The 16,861-nt window shown below is 56.7% G+C and carries 14 protein-coding genes; 12 read left to right on the top strand and 2 right to left on the bottom strand.

Translation table 11 applies throughout. From position 1 onward, the window contains the following. The first annotated feature begins 19 nt into the window (after nucleotides 1-19). The 5 genes from atpD (at nucleotide 20) to ID864_RS20440 (ending at nucleotide 6,980) form a co-directional block, all read left to right on the top strand. Nucleotides 20-1,402: a F0F1 ATP synthase subunit beta gene (gene atpD / locus ID864_RS20460; RefSeq protein WP_048917943.1), complete on the top strand. Its 1,383-nt coding sequence runs from the start codon at nucleotides 20-22 to the stop codon at nucleotides 1,400-1,402. Nucleotides 1,403-1,485: 83 nt separating this feature from the next. After that, on the top strand, nucleotides 1,486-1,905 hold the full coding sequence (locus tag ID864_RS20455) for a F0F1 ATP synthase subunit epsilon (RefSeq protein ID WP_048917942.1): 420 nt from the start codon (nucleotides 1,486-1,488) through the stop codon (nucleotides 1,903-1,905). A gap of 166 nt (nucleotides 1,906-2,071) precedes the next feature. Then, the gene (gene glmU / locus ID864_RS20450; RefSeq protein ID WP_191150290.1) at nucleotides 2,072-3,442 is read left to right on the top strand and encodes a bifunctional UDP-N-acetylglucosamine diphosphorylase/glucosamine-1-phosphate N-acetyltransferase GlmU; all 1,371 of its coding nucleotides are present in this window, start codon (nucleotides 2,072-2,074) and stop codon (nucleotides 3,440-3,442) included. A gap of 293 nt (nucleotides 3,443-3,735) precedes the next feature. Then, a complete protein-coding gene (gene glmS / locus ID864_RS20445) occupies nucleotides 3,736-5,568 on the top strand; it encodes a glutamine--fructose-6-phosphate transaminase (isomerizing) (RefSeq protein WP_048917950.1) in 1,833 nt (610 codons plus the stop codon). A gap of 119 nt (nucleotides 5,569-5,687) precedes the next feature. After that, nucleotides 5,688-6,980 carry a serine hydrolase domain-containing protein gene (locus tag ID864_RS20440; RefSeq protein ID WP_099754100.1) on the top strand — a complete coding sequence of 431 codons (1,293 nt, stop codon included), beginning with the start codon at nucleotides 5,688-5,690 and terminating at the stop codon, nucleotides 6,978-6,980. A 42-nt stretch (nucleotides 6,981-7,022) separates the two neighbouring features. Here ID864_RS20440 and mdlD read toward each other — a convergent pair whose 3' ends face one another. Both mdlD and ID864_RS20430 read right to left on the bottom strand, forming a co-directional pair. Further along, nucleotides 7,023-8,333 carry an NAD(P)-dependent benzaldehyde dehydrogenase MdlD gene (gene mdlD / locus ID864_RS20435; protein WP_048917936.1) on the bottom strand — a complete coding sequence of 437 codons (1,311 nt, stop codon included), beginning with the start codon at nucleotides 8,331-8,333 and terminating at the stop codon, nucleotides 7,023-7,025. 15 nt (nucleotides 8,334-8,348) lie between these two features. Continuing rightward, nucleotides 8,349-9,464: an NAD(P)-dependent alcohol dehydrogenase gene (locus ID864_RS20430; protein ID WP_099754102.1), complete on the bottom strand. Its 1,116-nt coding sequence runs from the start codon at nucleotides 9,462-9,464 to the stop codon at nucleotides 8,349-8,351. 263 nt (nucleotides 9,465-9,727) lie between these two features. Between ID864_RS20430 and pstS the strand changes: the two genes are divergently transcribed. From pstS to ID864_RS20395, 7 genes are all read left to right on the top strand, one after another. Beyond that, entirely contained in the window at nucleotides 9,728-10,768 is a 1,041-nt protein-coding gene (gene pstS, locus ID864_RS20425; protein ID WP_048917934.1) for a phosphate ABC transporter substrate-binding protein PstS, read from the top strand. A gap of 91 nt (nucleotides 10,769-10,859) precedes the next feature. After that, nucleotides 10,860-11,822, top strand: a complete 963-nt coding sequence (gene pstC / locus ID864_RS20420) for a phosphate ABC transporter permease PstC (RefSeq protein ID WP_048917933.1) — start codon at nucleotides 10,860-10,862, stop codon at nucleotides 11,820-11,822. Next, the gene (pstA, locus tag ID864_RS20415; RefSeq protein WP_048917932.1) at nucleotides 11,819-12,706 is read left to right on the top strand and encodes a phosphate ABC transporter permease PstA; all 888 of its coding nucleotides are present in this window, start codon (nucleotides 11,819-11,821) and stop codon (nucleotides 12,704-12,706) included. Before pstC ends, pstA begins: the two co-directional genes overlap by 4 nt. 45 nt (nucleotides 12,707-12,751) lie before the next feature. Then, complete coding sequence (pstB, locus tag ID864_RS20410) at nucleotides 12,752-13,519, top strand: phosphate ABC transporter ATP-binding protein PstB (protein WP_048917931.1); 768 nt, start codon at nucleotides 12,752-12,754, stop codon at nucleotides 13,517-13,519. A gap of 17 nt (nucleotides 13,520-13,536) precedes the next feature. Beyond that, nucleotides 13,537-14,274: a phosphate signaling complex protein PhoU gene (gene phoU / locus ID864_RS20405; RefSeq protein ID WP_048917930.1), complete on the top strand. Its 738-nt coding sequence runs from the start codon at nucleotides 13,537-13,539 to the stop codon at nucleotides 14,272-14,274. A 156-nt stretch (nucleotides 14,275-14,430) separates the two neighbouring features. Continuing rightward, nucleotides 14,431-15,399 (top strand): Rpn family recombination-promoting nuclease/putative transposase, encoded by a 969-nt coding sequence (locus ID864_RS20400; protein WP_099754103.1) that lies wholly within the window; start codon nucleotides 14,431-14,433, stop codon nucleotides 15,397-15,399. A gap of 141 nt (nucleotides 15,400-15,540) precedes the next feature. Continuing rightward, entirely contained in the window at nucleotides 15,541-16,782 is a 1,242-nt protein-coding gene (locus ID864_RS20395; protein ID WP_048917928.1) for an MFS transporter, read from the top strand. The last annotated feature ends 79 nt before the right edge of the window (nucleotides 16,783-16,861 follow it).

Genomic DNA, 16,861 nt, shown 5'->3' with positions numbered 1-16,861 from the left:
ATTAGGTAGAGGATTCAAGATGGCTACTGGAAAGATTGTCCAGGTAATCGGCGCCGTGGTTGACGTCGAGTTCCCTCAGGACGCAGTACCACAAGTGTACAGCGCCCTTGAGGTTAAAAATGGTGATGCTCGTCTGGTGCTGGAAGTTCAGCAGCAGCTGGGTGGCGGCGTGGTTCGTACCATCGCCATGGGTTCTTCAGACGGCCTGAAGCGCGGTCTGGAAACTGTCGACCTTGAGCACCCGATCGAAGTACCTGTTGGTGTTGCAACGCTTGGCCGTATCATGAACGTGCTGGGTGAGCCAATCGATATGAAAGGCGACATCGGCGAAGAAGAGCGTTGGGCGATTCACCGTTCAGCACCTTCTTACGAAGATCAGTCAAACTCGCAGGAACTGCTGGAAACCGGCATCAAGGTTATCGACCTGATGTGTCCGTTCGCTAAGGGCGGTAAAGTCGGTCTGTTCGGTGGTGCGGGTGTAGGTAAAACCGTAAACATGATGGAGCTGATCCGTAACATCGCGGCTGAGCACTCAGGTTTCTCGGTATTTGCCGGTGTGGGCGAGCGTACTCGTGAGGGTAACGACTTCTACCACGAGATGACCGACTCTAACGTTATCGACAAAGTGTCCCTGGTTTATGGCCAGATGAACGAGCCACCAGGAAACCGTCTGCGCGTCGCGCTGACCGGTCTGACCATGGCTGAGAAGTTCCGTGACGAAGGTCGTGACGTACTGCTGTTCATCGATAACATCTACCGTTACACCCTGGCCGGTACTGAAGTATCAGCACTGCTGGGTCGTATGCCTTCTGCGGTAGGTTATCAGCCAACGCTGGCGGAAGAGATGGGCGTTCTGCAGGAACGTATCACCTCGACCAAAACCGGTTCAATCACTTCCGTTCAGGCCGTTTACGTCCCTGCGGATGACTTGACTGACCCGTCACCAGCCACCACCTTTGCGCACTTAGACGCAACCGTGGTACTGAGCCGTCAGATCGCTTCACTGGGTATCTACCCGGCGGTTGACCCACTGGATTCTACCAGCCGTCAGCTGGATCCACTGGTTGTTGGTCAGGAACACTATGACACTGCGCGTGGCGTTCAGTCACTGCTGCAGCGTTATCAGGAACTGAAAGACATCATCGCCATCCTGGGTATGGACGAACTGTCAGAAGAAGACAAACTGGTGGTAGCACGCTCGCGTAAGATGCAGCGCTTCCTGTCCCAGCCGTTCTTCGTGGCAGAAGTATTCACCGGTTCTCCGGGTAAATACGTGTCCCTGAAAGATACCATCCGTGGCTTTAAAGGCATCATGGAAGGCGAGTTCGACCATATGCCAGAGCAGGCTTTCTACATGGTAGGTTCCATCGAAGAAGCCGTGGAAAAAGCGAAGAAACTGTAATTATTTCCCCTAAACAACTCGGGCTGCAGCCAACGCGTATGCAGTCTGAAGTATGAAGGGGAAAGTTTCTCAGGAGGTTAACAATGGCTATGACTTTTCACCTGGACGTTGTCAGCGCGGAGCAGCAGATGTTCTCCGGTACTGTACAGAGCATCCAGGTATCAGGTAGCGAAGGTGAGCTGGGTATTCGCCCAAACCACGCCCCGCTCCTGACCGCCATTAAGCCTGGTATGGTTCGCATCGTTAAGCAGCACGGCGAAGAAGAGGTGATTTACCTCTCCGGCGGCGTGCTGGAAGTGCAGCCTGGCGCGGTTACCGTGCTGGCTGACACGGCGATCCGCGGCAGCGATCTTGATGAAGCTCGCGCGCTGGAAGCGAAACGCAAAGCCGAAGAGCATATGAACAGCTCGCACGGTGATGTTGACTTCGCCATGGCGTCTGCGGAACTGGCTAAAGCGATCGCCAAACTGCGCGTGATCGAGTTGACCAAGAACGCGATGTAACTCAGGTTTAAGTTGTTCGAGTGCCAGTCAGGAAACTGACTGGCATTTTTTTTGCCCCAATCCCGCCACCCGCTGCGCTTCAGGCTAATTTCGGGCTGAGAAAAATGTAGTATTCTTAGTGTTAAACCGTTTTACTTTCAACATCAAATAAAGAGTCAGGATGTCTATGTCTGAGAGCCCGATGAGCGTCGTTATCCTTGCCGCCGGTAAAGGTACGCGCATGTACTCCGAACTGCCGAAAGTGCTGCACTTACTGGCAGGAAAACCGATGGTTCAGCATGTGATTGATGCGGCAAAAGCGCTGAACGCGCAGCGCGTCAATCTGGTTTATGGCCACGGTGGTGACCTGCTGAAAAGCACCCTAAACGATGCCTCACTGAACTGGGTGCTGCAGGCGGAGCAGCTGGGCACTGGCCACGCGATGCAGCAGGCCGCCCCCTGCTTTGCTGATGATGAAGACATTCTGATGCTGTACGGCGATGTGCCGCTGATCTCGGTCGAGACGCTGCGCCGCCTGCAGTCGGCTAAACCGGCGGGCGGCATTGGCTTGCTGACGGTGATGCTCGATAACCCAACCGGTTACGGGCGCATCATTCGTGAAAACGGCCAGGTGGTCGGCATTATCGAACAGAAAGATGCCGCCCCTGAGCAGCTGCTGATCAATGAGATCAATACCGGCATCCTGCTGGCGAACGGCGCGGATCTGAAGCGCTGGCTCGGCAAGCTGACCAACAACAACGCGCAGGGCGAGTATTACATTACCGATATCATTGCCCTCGCTCATCAGGAAGGCCGCCAGATTGCGGCGGTACATCCGTCCCGCTCCACCGAAACCGACGGCGTGAACAACCGTTTACAGCTGGCGACGCTGGAGCGCGTTTACCAGGCGGAGCAGGCAGAAAAACTGCTGCTGGCCGGGGTGATGCTGCTGGATCCGGCACGTTTCGATCTGCGCGGCACGCTGGAGCACGGTCGCGATGTGGTGATCGATACCAATGTGATCATTGAGGGTCACGTTACCCTGGGTAACCGGGTGAAAATCGGCAGCGGCTGCGTGATTAAAAACAGCGTGATTGCCGACGACAGCGTCATCAGCCCGTACAGCGTGATTGATGACGCACGGCTGGACACCGGCTGCAGCGTCGGGCCTTTCGCCCGCCTGCGTCCCGGTAGCGAACTGGCCGAAGGCGCGCACGTCGGTAATTTTGTCGAGATGAAAAAGGCACGGTTGGGCAAAGGCTCGAAAGCCGGGCATCTCAGCTACCTGGGCGATGCCGAGATTGGTAGTCACGTCAATATCGGCGCGGGCACCATCACCTGCAACTACGACGGCGTGAATAAATCGAAGACCATCATCGGCGACGACGTGTTTGTGGGTTCCGATACCCAGCTGATCGCCCCGGTGAGCGTTGCGGCGGGGGCCACCATCGCGGCCGGCACCACCATTATGAAAAACGTTTCGGCGGCGGGCCTGGTGTATAACCGCAAAGAGCAGCAGCTGAACGCCAGCTGGCAGCGCCCGGAAAAGAAAAAATAATCCATTCCAGGGGCCAGGCTCGCCTGGCCCTGTGTTTTGTTTTAAAAGCAGTAAACATAAAAATAATCCCCAACACTACAAGGCTCGGGGAACCGAAAAATACTCTTCATTCTTCACATTGCAGGTGCGTTGGCTGCACCCGTTCACCCCGGTCACATAGTTGTCTATGCTCCCGGGGACTCACGGGCTTGCCGCCTTCCTGCAACGTGAATTATTTAGAGTATGCACCGGAATAATCAGGTCAGAAGACAACGCAGATGACGCTGAACGTCATCCTGTCAGGAAAATTTACTATGTGTGGAATTGTTGGAGCTGTAGCGCAGCGTGATATTGCAGAGATCCTGCTCGAAGGGCTGCGCCGTCTGGAGTACCGTGGCTATGACTCTGCGGGTCTGGCCGTGGTCGATCAGCAGGGAAATGCCACCCGCCTGCGCCGCCTGGGTAAGGTTCAGAACCTTGCTGAAGCGGCAGAGAGCACCGCGCTGATTGGCGGAACCGGTATCGCGCACACGCGCTGGGCAACCCACGGCGAGCCGTCGGAAGCCAATGCGCACCCGCATATCTCTGAACATATCATCATTGTTCACAACGGTATTATTGAGAACCACGAACCGCTGCGCGAGCAGCTGATCGCCCGTGGCTACACCTTTGCGTCAGAAACCGACACCGAAGTGGTGGCGCATCTGGTGCATTGGGAGCAGAAACAGGCTGGCGGCTCGCTGCGTGAAGTGGTGCAGCGCGTCATCCCTCAGCTGCGCGGCGCCTACGGCATGGTGATCGTCGACAGCCGTGACCCGTCCGTGCTGGTGGCCGCCCGTTCCGGCAGCCCGCTGGTGATTGGCCGTGGCGTGGGCGAAAACTTTATCGCCTCCGACCAGCTGGCCCTGCTGCCGGTGACGCGCCGCTTTGTTTACCTGGAAGAGGGTGACATCGCGGAAATTACCCGTCGTGACGTCACGATTTTCGATCGCAGCGGCGCTCAGGTGAAGCGCGCAGAGATCGAATCCACCGCGCAGTACGACGCCGGTGATAAAGGCGTTTACCGTCACTATATGCAGAAAGAGATTTACGAGCAGCCGGTTGCGATCAAAAACACCCTCAGCGGGCGTTTCAGCCATGGCGAAGTCGACCTCTCCGAGCTGGGCCCGAACGCGGATGCGCTGCTGGCCAACGTTGAGCATATCCAGATCGTGGCCTGCGGTACCTCCTATAACTCCGGGATGGTTTCGCGCTACTGGTTCGAGTCGCTGGCGAACGTGCCGTGCGACGTGGAGATCGCCTCTGAGTTCCGCTATCGCAAATCCGCGGTGCGCAATAACAGCCTGCTGATCACCCTGTCCCAGTCCGGTGAAACCGCCGACACCCTGGCAGCGCTGCGCCTGTCAAAAGAGCTGGGCTACCTCGGCTCGCTGGCAATCTGCAACGTGGCGGGTTCCTCACTGGTGCGTGAATCTGACCTGGCGCTGATGACCAAAGCCGGAACCGAAATTGGCGTGGCCTCGACCAAAGCCTTCACCACCCAGCTGACCGTGCTGCTGATGCTGGTGGCGAAAATTGGCCGGCTGAAAGGGGTGAACCCGCAGGTAGAACACGACATCGTGCACTCTCTGCAGGCCCTGCCGAGCCGCATTGAGCAGATGCTGTCGCAGGATGAGAAGATCGCCGCGCTGGCGGAAGACTTCTCCGACAAGCATCATGCGCTATTCCTTGGCCGTGGCGATCAGTACCCTATCGCGATGGAAGGGGCGCTGAAGCTGAAAGAGATCTCCTACATTCACGCAGAAGCCTACGCCGCCGGCGAGCTGAAGCATGGCCCGCTGGCGCTAATCGATGCTGATATGCCGGTGATTGTGGTCGCGCCGAACAATGAACTGCTGGAGAAGCTGAAGTCGAACATCGAAGAAGTGCGCGCCCGCGGCGGCCTGCTGTATGTCTTCGCCGATGTTGATGCCGGTTTCGCCGACAGCGAAGGGATGCGCATTATCCCACTGCCGCACGTTGAAGAGGTGATTGCGCCAATCTTCTACACCGTGCCGCTGCAGCTGCTCTCGTACCACGTCGCCCTGATTAAAGGCACCGATGTGGATCAGCCGCGTAACCTGGCGAAGTCCGTTACGGTGGAATAAGCCTTCACGCCGTTGCTTAACAGTCCGGTATGCCTTTGGCTGCCGGACTTTTTTTGTATAAAAAAAGGCCAGCGCTGTTCCTAGAATGGTTCTCCGTCTACGGTAAAAAGGAGAACACCATGAGGAGAATGAATCGCAGAGTGGGCTTTTTGGCACTCTGTTTCAGCCTCGCAGCGCAGGCCAGCAGCGGATGCCCGCTCCCGCTCACCACCTGCCCGGCACCGCTGGATAAACAGCTGCCCGATGTCAAAGATATGCTCACCTGGAGCCCGCAGCAGCGGACGATCGGTTTTCGCAACGACTACCGCTCATATCCGGGTGATATCTTCCATGCCGCGAAACCCGTGCCGATCCCGAAAGCCTACCGGGAGTTGTCGACCGTCAGCTATCAGTATCAGGGGCACCGCTACCGGCTGGATGATTATCTGCGGCGCAATAACGTCACCGGCATGATGGTGATTAAGGATGGTAAGGACGTCTGGGACTATTACGCGCACGGCAATATGCCGACTACCCTGTGGACCTCGCGCTCGGTGGGTAAGTCGGTGGTCTCCACGCTGGTGGGTATTGCGCTGCGCGAAGGGAAAATCACCTCGCTGGATGATGAACTGGTGAAATACAATCCGGCGGTGCGCGGCAGCGCGTGGGAAAAGGTGACGCTGCGTAATCTGCTACAGCACACTTCCGGCATTCGCTGGAATGAAGACTACACCGACCCAAACTCTGACTTCAGCAAGCTGACCCAGTGTGAGGCAGGTAAGGATACCTATGCCTGCGTCAGCCAGCTGGTGCTCAACCCGCAGCGCCAGGCGCTGGCCAAACCGGGAGAGGTTTGGTCATACGACTCCGGGGGCGCGTGGCTGTTGGGGGACACGCTGGAAAAAGCCACGGGTAAAACCCTGGCTCAGTATCTGCAGGAGCATATCTGGCAGCCGTTTGGCATGGTGCACGACGGTGTCTGGCACAGCTATCAGCCGGGTCAACACGACGTTGGCGCGCACGGTTTTAACGCCACGCTGGAGGACTGGGGCAAGTTTGGCCTGTTTGTCATGAACAACGGCGTGCTGCCTGACGGTACGAAAACCCTGCCTGACGACTGGCTACAGCAGGCCACCGATTGGACCAAAGCCAGCAACTCGGTCAGCGCGGACAATCCAGACGGCGTTTACGGACTGCAGTGGTGGAATATCGCAGTACCTGCCAGCAGTGAGGATGGGCCAAAAGAGGGGCTTACCCGCGGCAAAACGCTGTCGGCAGAGGGGATCTTCGGCCAGATGATAGTGGTTGATCCGCTGCATAAGCTGGTGATTGTGCAGTGGTCGAGCTGGCCGCTGGCGGAACCCGCAGCGGGCGCTCAGCCGCGCGAAGCCTCGCTGATGTTTAATGCGATAGCCAATAAGCTGGATCGCTAACGCAATGCTCCGCCGGAGAAAAACACGCCGGCGGAGTTAACTTTATTTTCTCACGCGCAGCGACTTCGGATGCGTAAAGGCCTGATAAGAAAACTCGCCATGATAGCAGCCCATCCCTGACGAGCCGACCCCGCCAAACGGCAGGTAGTGCGAAGCCGCGTGCAGCATCAGCGCGTTGATCCCGGCATCCCCGGCGGGAATAGCATCAATGAGGGTGCGCGCCCGCTGCAGGCTGCGTGAGAAAACATACGCCGCCAGCGGTTGGGGGTGGTGCAGATTGACGTTCATCGCCACCTCCTGCTCGCTGTCGAAGGTCAGGACCGGAAAAATGGGGCCGAATAGCTCACTCTGCATGGTGCTGTCATCAAATCTGACGTTGTCCACGATCGCTGGGGCAAAAAACCGCTGCGCCGGGTCAGACTCACCGCGCCAGATAATCTCCCCCTGGCTGGTGGCGAGGATCTGCTCCAGTCTGGCGTAAGCGGCATGGGAGACTATTTTACCGTTGCTGCCCGCCCGCTGAAAATGTTCGCTCAGCGCGGCGCTGAGCTTTGCCAGCACCACGGCTTTAATGCGCCGATCGATATAAAGGTAATCTGCAGCCACGCAGGTCTGCCCGCTGTTGATCATTTTGCTGGCAAGCAGCTCCTCTACCACGACGTCAGGATCGGCATCATCCAGAATAATCGCCGGGCATTTACCGCCCAGCTCCAGCAGCACCGGGGTGAGGTTTTTCGCCGCAGCGGCCATCACAATTTTCCCCACCTGCGGGCTGCCGGTGAAGAAAATCAGGTTGAACGGCAGGGTGAGCAGGTACGCATTCTCCTCTTTTGCCCCCTGACAGACGTGGATGTAGTCAGAGTCAAAGGTGCTGTTGATGATCTTTTCTATGACGGCAGAGGTGGCTGGCGTGGCCTCCGAGGGTTTAATGATGGCGGTGTTGCCGCCAATAATTGCGCCGATCAGCGGGCAGCAGCTCAGGTAGAGCGGGTAGTTAAACGGCCCGATAATGTAGTTAACCCCGTAGCCCTCACGCGTGATGTAACTTTCGCTGTTGCCGAGCAGGGGCGGGGTCGGCGCTTTTTTCTCTATCGACCATTCATCGAGATGCTCGAGTGCGAAGCTGATTTCATTCAGCAGCGGCGCGAGCTCAGCCTGTTCTACTGCGTGATGACTGCGGCCAAGATCGGACCACATCGCCTCGCAGACGGCTTCCTTATGCAACAACAGCGCATGGCGCAGTTTAGTGAGCTGGGCCTTTTTGAACGGGTTATCGCGGGTGATGCCGGATAAAAACACTTTTTTCTGGCTGTGGAAAATATCCAGCAGCCGACCTTGCCATGTTGCGTCCATCGCACAGTCTCCTTTTTAAAACTGGTAGGTTTTATCAATGATCAGCACCGGCTTGATAGTGACGCCGCTGGCGGAGTCTTCTCTGGCCTGATTGATATCGGCAAAGTCGTAGAACTTCACCAGTTTCTCGTACGGAAACAGGCCGCGCTGGTGCCAGTCAATGAGCTGGGGAATGGCGATTTGCGGAATGGCATCGCCCATCAGTACGCCGATCACCTTCTTGCTGGAGGCCACCAGGCTGCGCATGGGGTTGAAGGTCAGGTCGTGGCGCGTCACGGCAACCGGAGCCAGCGTGCCGCCGGTTGCCAGCGCCTCTAGCGCGCTTTTCATCACCTCCGACAGGCCGGTGGTGTCGATCGCATAATTCACCCCAAGGCCCTGCGTATGGCTGGCAATCGTTGCCGCCACGTTTTCTCTGCCGCTGTTGATCGCATCCGTCGCGCCAAGCTCGCGCGCCAGCGCCAGGCGTGAATCGTGGATATCAATGGCGATCACTTTCCGGCAGCCGGCAATTTTTGCCGCCATCATCGCGGCCAGCCCGACCGCGCCGGTGCCATAAATCGCCATGGTCGAACCGGGTTGAGGCTTCAGTCCGTTGAGCACCGTGCTTGCCCCGGTCAGCAGACCACAGCCGAGCGGCGCGACCAGACGCAGATCGGTGCGCTTATCCACCACGATCAGATTGTTGAAGGAAGTGTGGCTGTAGGTAGCGAAAGAGGACTGGAAAAACATATTGGAGACTTTACTGCCGTCAGGCTTAAGGTGGATGGCGCTGCCATCGGCGCGAAATCCTGAGTTATTCATCATCCCCCAGTCGTGGCAGTGAGAGGGATGTCCCTGGCGGCACTGAGCACAGTGGCCGCAGTATGTGTAGGACATCACCACGTGATCGCCGGGCTGAATGCCTTTGACCGCTTTGCCCACCTCTTCAACGATACCTGCGCCCTCGTGACCGAGCACGCCGGGGAAAAAATGCTGCTCATCACCGACGCGCAGCGCTTCATCAGAGTGGCAGATACCGGAGGCAACGAGTTTCACCCGCACCTCATCTTCGCGTAATGGCGCCAGCTCCAGCGTTTCCAGCTGATAGGGGGCATTGACCTGATTAACCACTGCGGCGGTAATTTTCATGATGTTTATCTCCTGTCCAATGGAGAGTCAAAAATAGCACCGTGAAAAAGCAGCGCAGCGGCAGGGAGAGCGATCGCACTTAAAGCGGGTTTTAGCATCAAGGTGCTGATGAATACAGCACGGCAGGATTTCGAAGGTCGTCACAAAAGTGTCATATAACGTACATTTTACTGTCACCAAACTGTCCTATTTTGCCTCCAGCAGCAATCATTAATTAGACAAACACGGCAACTGACCTGACTTTTCAATCCCGTGGAGGGAACATGACACTGATGCACAAAACCCTGGCTAAATTCGTCGCAGTAACCCTTTCTCTGAGCGCTGTTTCTGCCATGGCAGCGACGAATCTGACCGGTGCTGGCGGGACTTTCCCTGCCCCTGTGTATAACAAATGGGCTGCGGAGTACAACAAAGAAACGGGCAGCCAGGTTAACTATCAGGGGATTGGTTCATCCGGCGGCGTGAAGCAGATCATTGCGAAAACCGTCGATTTCGGTGCGTCAGATGCGCCGATGAAAGACGAAGATTTAGCCAAAAATGGCCTGTTCCAGTTTCCGACAGTTATTGGCGGCGTGGTACTGGCGGTTAATATTCCTGGTATCAAATCTGGCCAGCTGACGCTGGACGGCAAAACCGTTGGCGACATCTACCTTGGCACCATCAAAAAGTGGAACGACCCGGCTATCACCAAGCTGAACCCGGGCGTGAAGCTGCCAGACTCCAACATCAACGTGGTGCGCCGCGCTGACGGTTCAGGCACCTCATTCGTCTTCACCAGCTACCTGTCAAAAGTGAACAGCGACTGGAAAGGCAAAATTGGCGCAGGCAGCACCGTTAACTGGCCAGTCGGTCTGGGCGGCAAGGGCAACGACGGCGTGGCCGCGTTTGTTCAGCGTCTGCCAGGCTCAATCGGTTACGTTGAGTATGCCTACGCCAAGCAGAATAGCCTGGCGTACACCAAGCTGATGGATGCCGATGGTAAAGCGGTTGAGCCAAGCGAGCAGAGCTTCAGCGATGCGGCTAAAGGCGCTGACTGGAGCAAATCGTTTGCTCAGGATCTGACTTTCCAGAAGGGCGACAACGCCTGGCCAATCACCTCAACCACTTTCATTCTGGTTCACAAAGAGCAGGCTAACGCTGAGAAAGGCGCAACCGTGCTGAAGTTCTTTGACTGGGCCTACAAAAACGGTGGCAAAACCACGACCAGCCTGGACTACGCCACGCTGCCGGATTCCGTGGTTGAGCAGATCCGTGCTGCCTGGAAAGCCAACGTAAAAGACAGCTCAGGTAAAGCACTGTACTAAGCGAAGTCAGTATTTGTAGGGGCCGGGAACCCCCGGCCTGTACTCCGGGCGGCAGCGATGCCGCCCCGACAATTTCACTATCGAGACTGCTATGGCTGCAACCAAGCCGACATTCAAAGCTCCCGGCAAGCAAGGTGACATCATCTTCGGCGCACTGGTCAAACTGGCTGCGCTGATTGTGCTGTTGCTGCTTGGCGGTATTATCGTTTCCCTGCTGTTCTCCTCATGGCCGAGCATCCAGAAATTTGGTTTCTCCTTCCTGTGGACCAAAGAGTGGGATGCGCCAAACGAACAATTTGGTGCGCTGGTGCCGATTTACGGTACCGTCGTGACCTCGATTATCGCCCTGCTGATCGCTGTCCCGGTCAGTTTCGGCATCGCCCTGTTCCTGACTGAACTGGCACCCGCCTGGCTGCGTCGCCCGTTAGGCGTGGCGATTGAACTGCTGGCAGCGATCCCCAGCATTGTCTACGGCATGTGGGGGCTGTTTATCTTCGCCCCGCTGTTCGCCACTTATTTCCAGCAGCCGGTGGGCGATGTGATGGCGAACATCCCGATCGTCGGTGCGCTGTTCTCCGGTCCGGCATTTGGTATCGGTATCCTGGCCGCCGGAATTATCCTCGCGATCATGATCATTCCTTACATTGCCTCGGTAATGCGTGACGTATTCGAGCAGACGCCGGTGATGATGAAAGAGTCCGCTTATGGCATCGGCTGTACCACCTGGGAAGTGATCTGGCGCGTGGTGCTGCCGTTCACCAAGAACGGGGTGATCGGCGGCGTGATGCTCGGCCTTGGGCGCGCACTGGGTGAAACCATGGCGGTGACCTTTATCATCGGTAACACCTACCAGCTCGACAGCGCGTCGCTGTTTATGCCGGGCAACAGCATTACCTCCGCGCTGGCCAACGAGTTTGCTGAAGCCGAATCCGGCGTGCACACCGCTGCGCTGATGGAGCTGGGCCTGATCCTGTTTGTGATTACCTTTATCGTGCTGGCCTGTTCAAAACTGATGATTATGCGCCTGGCGAAAAGTGAAGGAGCGCGCTCATGACCACCATGGAAATGCAGGCTCGCGCCGAGCTGTTAGCCTCACGCCGCAAAATGCAGGCGTGGCGCCGCATGAAGAACCGCATTGCCCTCACCCTGTCGCTGCTGACCATGGCCTTTGGCCTGTTCTGGCTGGTGTGGATCCTGTTCGCTACGGTGACACGCGGTATCGACGGCATGTCGCTGTCGCTGTTTACTGAAAACACCCCACCGCCGAACACGGCGGGTGGCGGGCTGGCTAACGCCCTCGCGGGCAGCGGCCTGCTGATCCTCTGGTCCACGGTATTTGGCACGCCGCTGGGCATTATGGCGGGTATCTACCTTGCCGAGTACGGGCGTAAATCCTGGCTGGCAGAGATCACCCGTTTCATTAACGACATTCTGCTCTCCGCACCGTCTATCGTCGTCGGTCTGTTTGTTTACACCATCGTGGTGGCGCAGATGCAGCACTTCTCCGGCTGGGCTGGCGTGGTCGCGCTGGCGCTGTTGCAGATCCCGATTGTGATCCGCACCACCGAGAACATGCTGAAACTGGTGCCGGACAGCCTGCGTGAAGCGGCCTACGCGCTGGGCACCCCGAAATGGAAGATGATTTCGGCAATCACCCTGAAAGCGTCGGTTTCCGGCATCCTCACCGGCGTGCTGCTGGCGATTGCCCGCATTGCCGGAGAGACCGCCCCGCTGCTGTTTACCTCATTGTCGAACCAGTTCTGGAGCACCGATATGATGCAGCCGCTGGCGAACCTGCCGGTCACTATCTTTAAGTTCGCCATGAGCCCGTTTGCCGACTGGCAGAGCCTGGCATGGGCGGGCGTGCTGATTATTACGCTGTGCGTACTGTTACTGAACATCCTGGCCCGCGTGATTTTCGCCAAGAGCAAACATTAATACTGTGCCGCACGGCTTAAGCGGTGCGGACTAAGTGAGATAAAAATGATGAGTAATTCCGCCAAGATGATTCAGGTTCGTGATTTGAACTTCTATTACGGAAAATTCCATGCGCTGAAAAATATCAATCTGGATATCGCGAAAAACCAGGTGACGGCGTTTATCGGCCCGTCAGGCTGCGGCAAATCCACCCTGCTGCGCACCTTCAACAAGATGTTTTCGCTCTATCCTGAGCAGCGTGCTGAAGGCGAGATCCTGCTGGATGGTGAAAACATTCTCACCGCAAACCAGGATATCGCCCTGCTGCGCGCGCGCGTTGGCATGGTGTTTCAGAAGCCAACCCCGTTCCCGATGTCGATCTACGACAACATCGCGTTTGGCGTGCGCCTGTTCGAAAAGCTGTCGCGTGCCGATATGGACGAGCGCGTGCAGTGGGCGCTGACTAAAGCCGCGCTGTGGACAGAAACCAAAGACAAGCTGCATCAGAGCGGCTACAGTCTCTCCGGCGGGCAGCAGCAGCGTCTGTGCATTGCGCGCGGCATCGCTATCCGCCCGGAAGTGCTGCTGCTGGATGAGCCATGTTCGGCGCTCGACCCGATCTCGACCGGGCGCATCGAAGAGCTGATTACCGAACTGAAACAGGATTACACCGTGGTGATCGTGACCCACAACATGCAGCAGGCTGCGCGTTGCTCCGACCACACGGCATTTATGTACCTCGGCGAACTGATCGAGTTCAGCGACACGGATACGCTGTTCACCAAGCCGCATCAGAAGCAGACTGAAGATTACATTACCGGCCGTTACGGTTGATTTGACTGGAGAACACAATGGATAGCCTGAACCTGAACAAACACATCTCCGGCCAGTTCAACGCCGAGCTGGAGCACATCCGCACCCAGGTGATGACCATGGGCGGCATGGTTGAACAGCAGCTGACCGACGCGATCACCGCGATGCACAATCAGGACGGTGAGTTGGCGAATAAGGTGATCGAAGGCGATCACAAGGTCAACATGATGGAAGTGGAGATTGATGAAGCCTGCGTGCGCATCATCGCCAAACGTCAGCCGACCGCCAGCGACCTGCGTCTGGTGATGGCGATCATCAAAACCATCTCCGAGCTGGAACGTATCGGTGACGTGGCCGAGAAGATCTGCCGCACCGCGCTGGAAAAATTTACCCAGCAGCATCAGCCGCTGCTGGTGAGCCTGGAGTCGATGGGGCACCACACCATTGAGATGCTGCACGACGTGCTGGATGCTTTCGCGCGTATGGACCTGAACGCGGCGATTGAGATCTACCGCGAAGATAAGAAAGTGGACCAGGAGTATGAGGGCATCGTGCGTCAGCTGATGACCTATATGATGGAAGACCCGCGCACCATCCCCAGCGTGCTGACCGCGTTGTTCTGCGCCCGCGCCATCGAGCGTATCGGTGACCGCTGCCAGAACATCTGCGAAATTATCTTCTACTTCGTCAAAGGCCAGGATTTCCGCCACGTGGGTGGCGACCAGCTGGATAAGCTGCTGACCGGCGACGACAGCGGCGAAAACAGTCCGGGCTAAGCAGCCGGAGAAAAATAGAGGCCAGCACGTCTGGCCTTTTTTTTGTCTATAAATTGTGCAAAATATGTTCAGAATTTCTGTTTTGCACAAGCATTTTATTATTCTGAACGATGCTTGTTGTAATTTCGGGTAACCAGCATGGAAAGCTATCAGCCAATGAATAATAAAAGCAGTACGCCTACCCCCCATGATGCAACATTTCGCCAGTTTCTGACGCATCCGGAGGTTGCACGCGACTTCCTGGATATCCATCTTCCGGCAGAACTGCACGCTATCTGTGACCTCAGTACGCTGAAGCTTGAGTCAGGTTCCTTTGTTGAGGATAACCTCCGCCAGTATTTTAGCGACGTGCTCTACAGCCTGAAGACTACGGATGAAGATGATGGTTATATCCACGTGCTCATTGAACACCAGTCGACCCCAGATAAACATATGGCATTCAGGTTGTTGCGGTATGCAGTAGCATCAATGCAGCGGCATCTTGATGCGGGCCATAAAAAGCTGCCATTGGTAATACCCGTGCTGTTCTATATGGGGAAGCGTACCCCGTATCCCTATTCAACCTGCTGGTTGGATGAATTTTGTAATCCGGCGCTAGCGGCGAAGCTTTACAGTAGTCATTTTCCCCTGGTTGATGTCACCGTTATATCTGACGATGTAATCGCAGACCATCGCAGTTTGGCGGCACTGACCCTGCTGCAGAAACACATTCATCTCAGAGATCTGGCAGAACTGATGGACAAGCTTGTTCCCATCCTGCTGGCCGGATATCTTTCTTCATCACAGGTAGTATCGCTGGTACACTACATTGTACAGGCTGGCGAAACGTTGGACGCTGAAGCCTTTGTTCGTGAGCTGGCACAACGCGTGCCGCAACATGGGGACGAACTGATGACTATTGCACAACAGCTTGAGCAGAAGGGTATTGAGAAGGGTATTGAACAGGGTATTGAGAAGGGTATTGAACAGGGTATCCAGCTCGGTGAAAAGCGTGGTTTTGCCAAAGGCCTTAATCAGGCCCGGATAGAATTAGCGCGCAGCATGCTGCAAAACGGCATCGATCGCAGCACCGTGATAAAAATTACCGGTCTGTCTGAAGCCGAGATGGCGCATATCTGCCACTGAACATCATTGCTTCTTTCTCTCTCCCTCAGGCCGTCAGCTCCAGACGGCCGGCTGACTCTCTATCCACTCCGTTTTTCCTTTGGCTTGTCGCCGCGTTGAAACTTATACTTGCGGCAAAATTCAAACCAGAAGGTTAAAAGCATGTCAGTCTCCCCACCGGACAAGCGCGGCGTCACGCCGGGTAAAGCGATGATCGCCGCCGTAAGCGGCTATGCAATGGACGGCTTCGATCTGCTGATCCTCGGGTTTATGCTGCCGGCGATTAGCGCGGCGCTGGTGCTGACCTCCTCCCAGGCGGGTTCACTGGTGACCTGGACGCTGATCGGCGCGGTGCTGGGCGGGATTATCTTCGGCCACCTTAGCGATCGCCTTGGGCGCATTCGCGTGCTGACCTTTACTATCCTGATGTTTTCTCTGTTCACCGGGCTGTGCGCCGTGGCGCAGGGCTACTGGGATCTGCTGGCCTACCGTACTCTGGCGGGAATGGGGCTGGGCGGTGAATTTGGCATCGGCATGGCGCTGATCGCTGAAGCCTGGCCTGCTAACAAGCGCAATCGCGCCTCGGCGTGGGTCGGCATGGGCTGGCAGCTGGGCGTCCTGCTGGCGGCGTTTATTACCCCTTTCCTGCTGGATATTATCGGCTGGCGCGGCATGTTCCTCGTTGGACTTCTGCCCGCGCTGGCATCGTTTGCTATTCGCCGCGGCATGGGCGAGCCGGAAGCGTTCACCCGTCATGTGGATGTCAATCAGGGGCTGTCTTTCCCGGCGCGCATCAGGCTGCTGTTTGCCGATGCCGCCACCACCAAAGCCAGCATCGGCATCTTTATTCTCTGCTCGGTGCAGAACTTCGGCTATTACGGCCTGATGATCTGGATGCCCAGCTACCTCTCCACGCAGTTTGGCTTCTCGCTGACCAAATCCGGCCTGTGGACGGCGGTAACGGTGGTCGGCATGACCTTCGGCATCTGGCTGTTTGGCCTGCTGGCGGATCGCTTCGCGCGCTGGAAAATCTTCCTGATTTATCAGGTTGGTGCGGTAGTGATGGTGGTGGTTTATGCGCAGCTGCGTGACCCGACGGTGATGCTGTTTACCGGCGCGCTGATGGGGATGTTCGTCAACGGCATGATTGGCGGCTACGGTGCGCTCATCTCCGATATCTATCCGGTGAAAGTGCGTGCTACCGCGCAGAACGTGTTGTTTAACCTGGGTCGTGGCGTGGGCGGCTTTGGTCCGCTGGTGATTGGCCTGCTGGTCAGCCAGTGGTCATTTACCGCCGCTATTACCCTGCTGGCGCTGATCTACCTGCTGGATATCTTCGCCACGCTGTTCCTGCTGCCGAAAAAGCAGGGGCAGGATGAGGATACGCTGGGGGCGATTGGTTGAGAAATTAGCGGATAGGGCACGCAGGCCTGATGACGATGATTTATCTGCCGGCGGTCGCGTAGGGGCCGACCGCTTCTCC

The organism is Erwinia aphidicola, assembly GCF_014773485.1.
Classification (GTDB): domain Bacteria; phylum Pseudomonadota; class Gammaproteobacteria; order Enterobacterales; family Enterobacteriaceae; genus Erwinia; species Erwinia aphidicola.
This window is presented reverse-complemented; position numbering and strand designations above follow the sequence as displayed.

Coding starts and splice junctions, on each gene's coding strand:
- atpD (WP_048917943.1), top strand. CDS start 20: ATGGCTACTGGAAAGATTGTCCAGGTAATCGGCGCCGTGGTTGACGTC.
- ID864_RS20455 (WP_048917942.1), top strand. CDS start 1,486: ATGGCTATGACTTTTCACCTGGACGTTGTCAGCGCGGAGCAGCAGATG.
- glmU (WP_191150290.1), top strand. CDS start 2,072: ATGTCTGAGAGCCCGATGAGCGTCGTTATCCTTGCCGCCGGTAAAGGT.
- glmS (WP_048917950.1), top strand. CDS start 3,736: ATGTGTGGAATTGTTGGAGCTGTAGCGCAGCGTGATATTGCAGAGATC.
- ID864_RS20440 (WP_099754100.1), top strand. CDS start 5,688: ATGAGGAGAATGAATCGCAGAGTGGGCTTTTTGGCACTCTGTTTCAGC.
- mdlD (WP_048917936.1), bottom strand. CDS start 8,333: ATGGACGCAACATGGCAAGGTCGGCTGCTGGATATTTTCCACAGCCAG.
- ID864_RS20430 (WP_099754102.1), bottom strand. CDS start 9,464: ATGAAAATTACCGCCGCAGTGGTTAATCAGGTCAATGCCCCCTATCAG.
- pstS (WP_048917934.1), top strand. CDS start 9,728: ATGACACTGATGCACAAAACCCTGGCTAAATTCGTCGCAGTAACCCTT.
- pstC (WP_048917933.1), top strand. CDS start 10,860: ATGGCTGCAACCAAGCCGACATTCAAAGCTCCCGGCAAGCAAGGTGAC.
- pstA (WP_048917932.1), top strand. CDS start 11,819: ATGACCACCATGGAAATGCAGGCTCGCGCCGAGCTGTTAGCCTCACGC.
- pstB (WP_048917931.1), top strand. CDS start 12,752: ATGATGAGTAATTCCGCCAAGATGATTCAGGTTCGTGATTTGAACTTC.
- phoU (WP_048917930.1), top strand. CDS start 13,537: ATGGATAGCCTGAACCTGAACAAACACATCTCCGGCCAGTTCAACGCC.
- ID864_RS20400 (WP_099754103.1), top strand. CDS start 14,431: ATGAATAATAAAAGCAGTACGCCTACCCCCCATGATGCAACATTTCGC.
- ID864_RS20395 (WP_048917928.1), top strand. CDS start 15,541: ATGTCAGTCTCCCCACCGGACAAGCGCGGCGTCACGCCGGGTAAAGCG.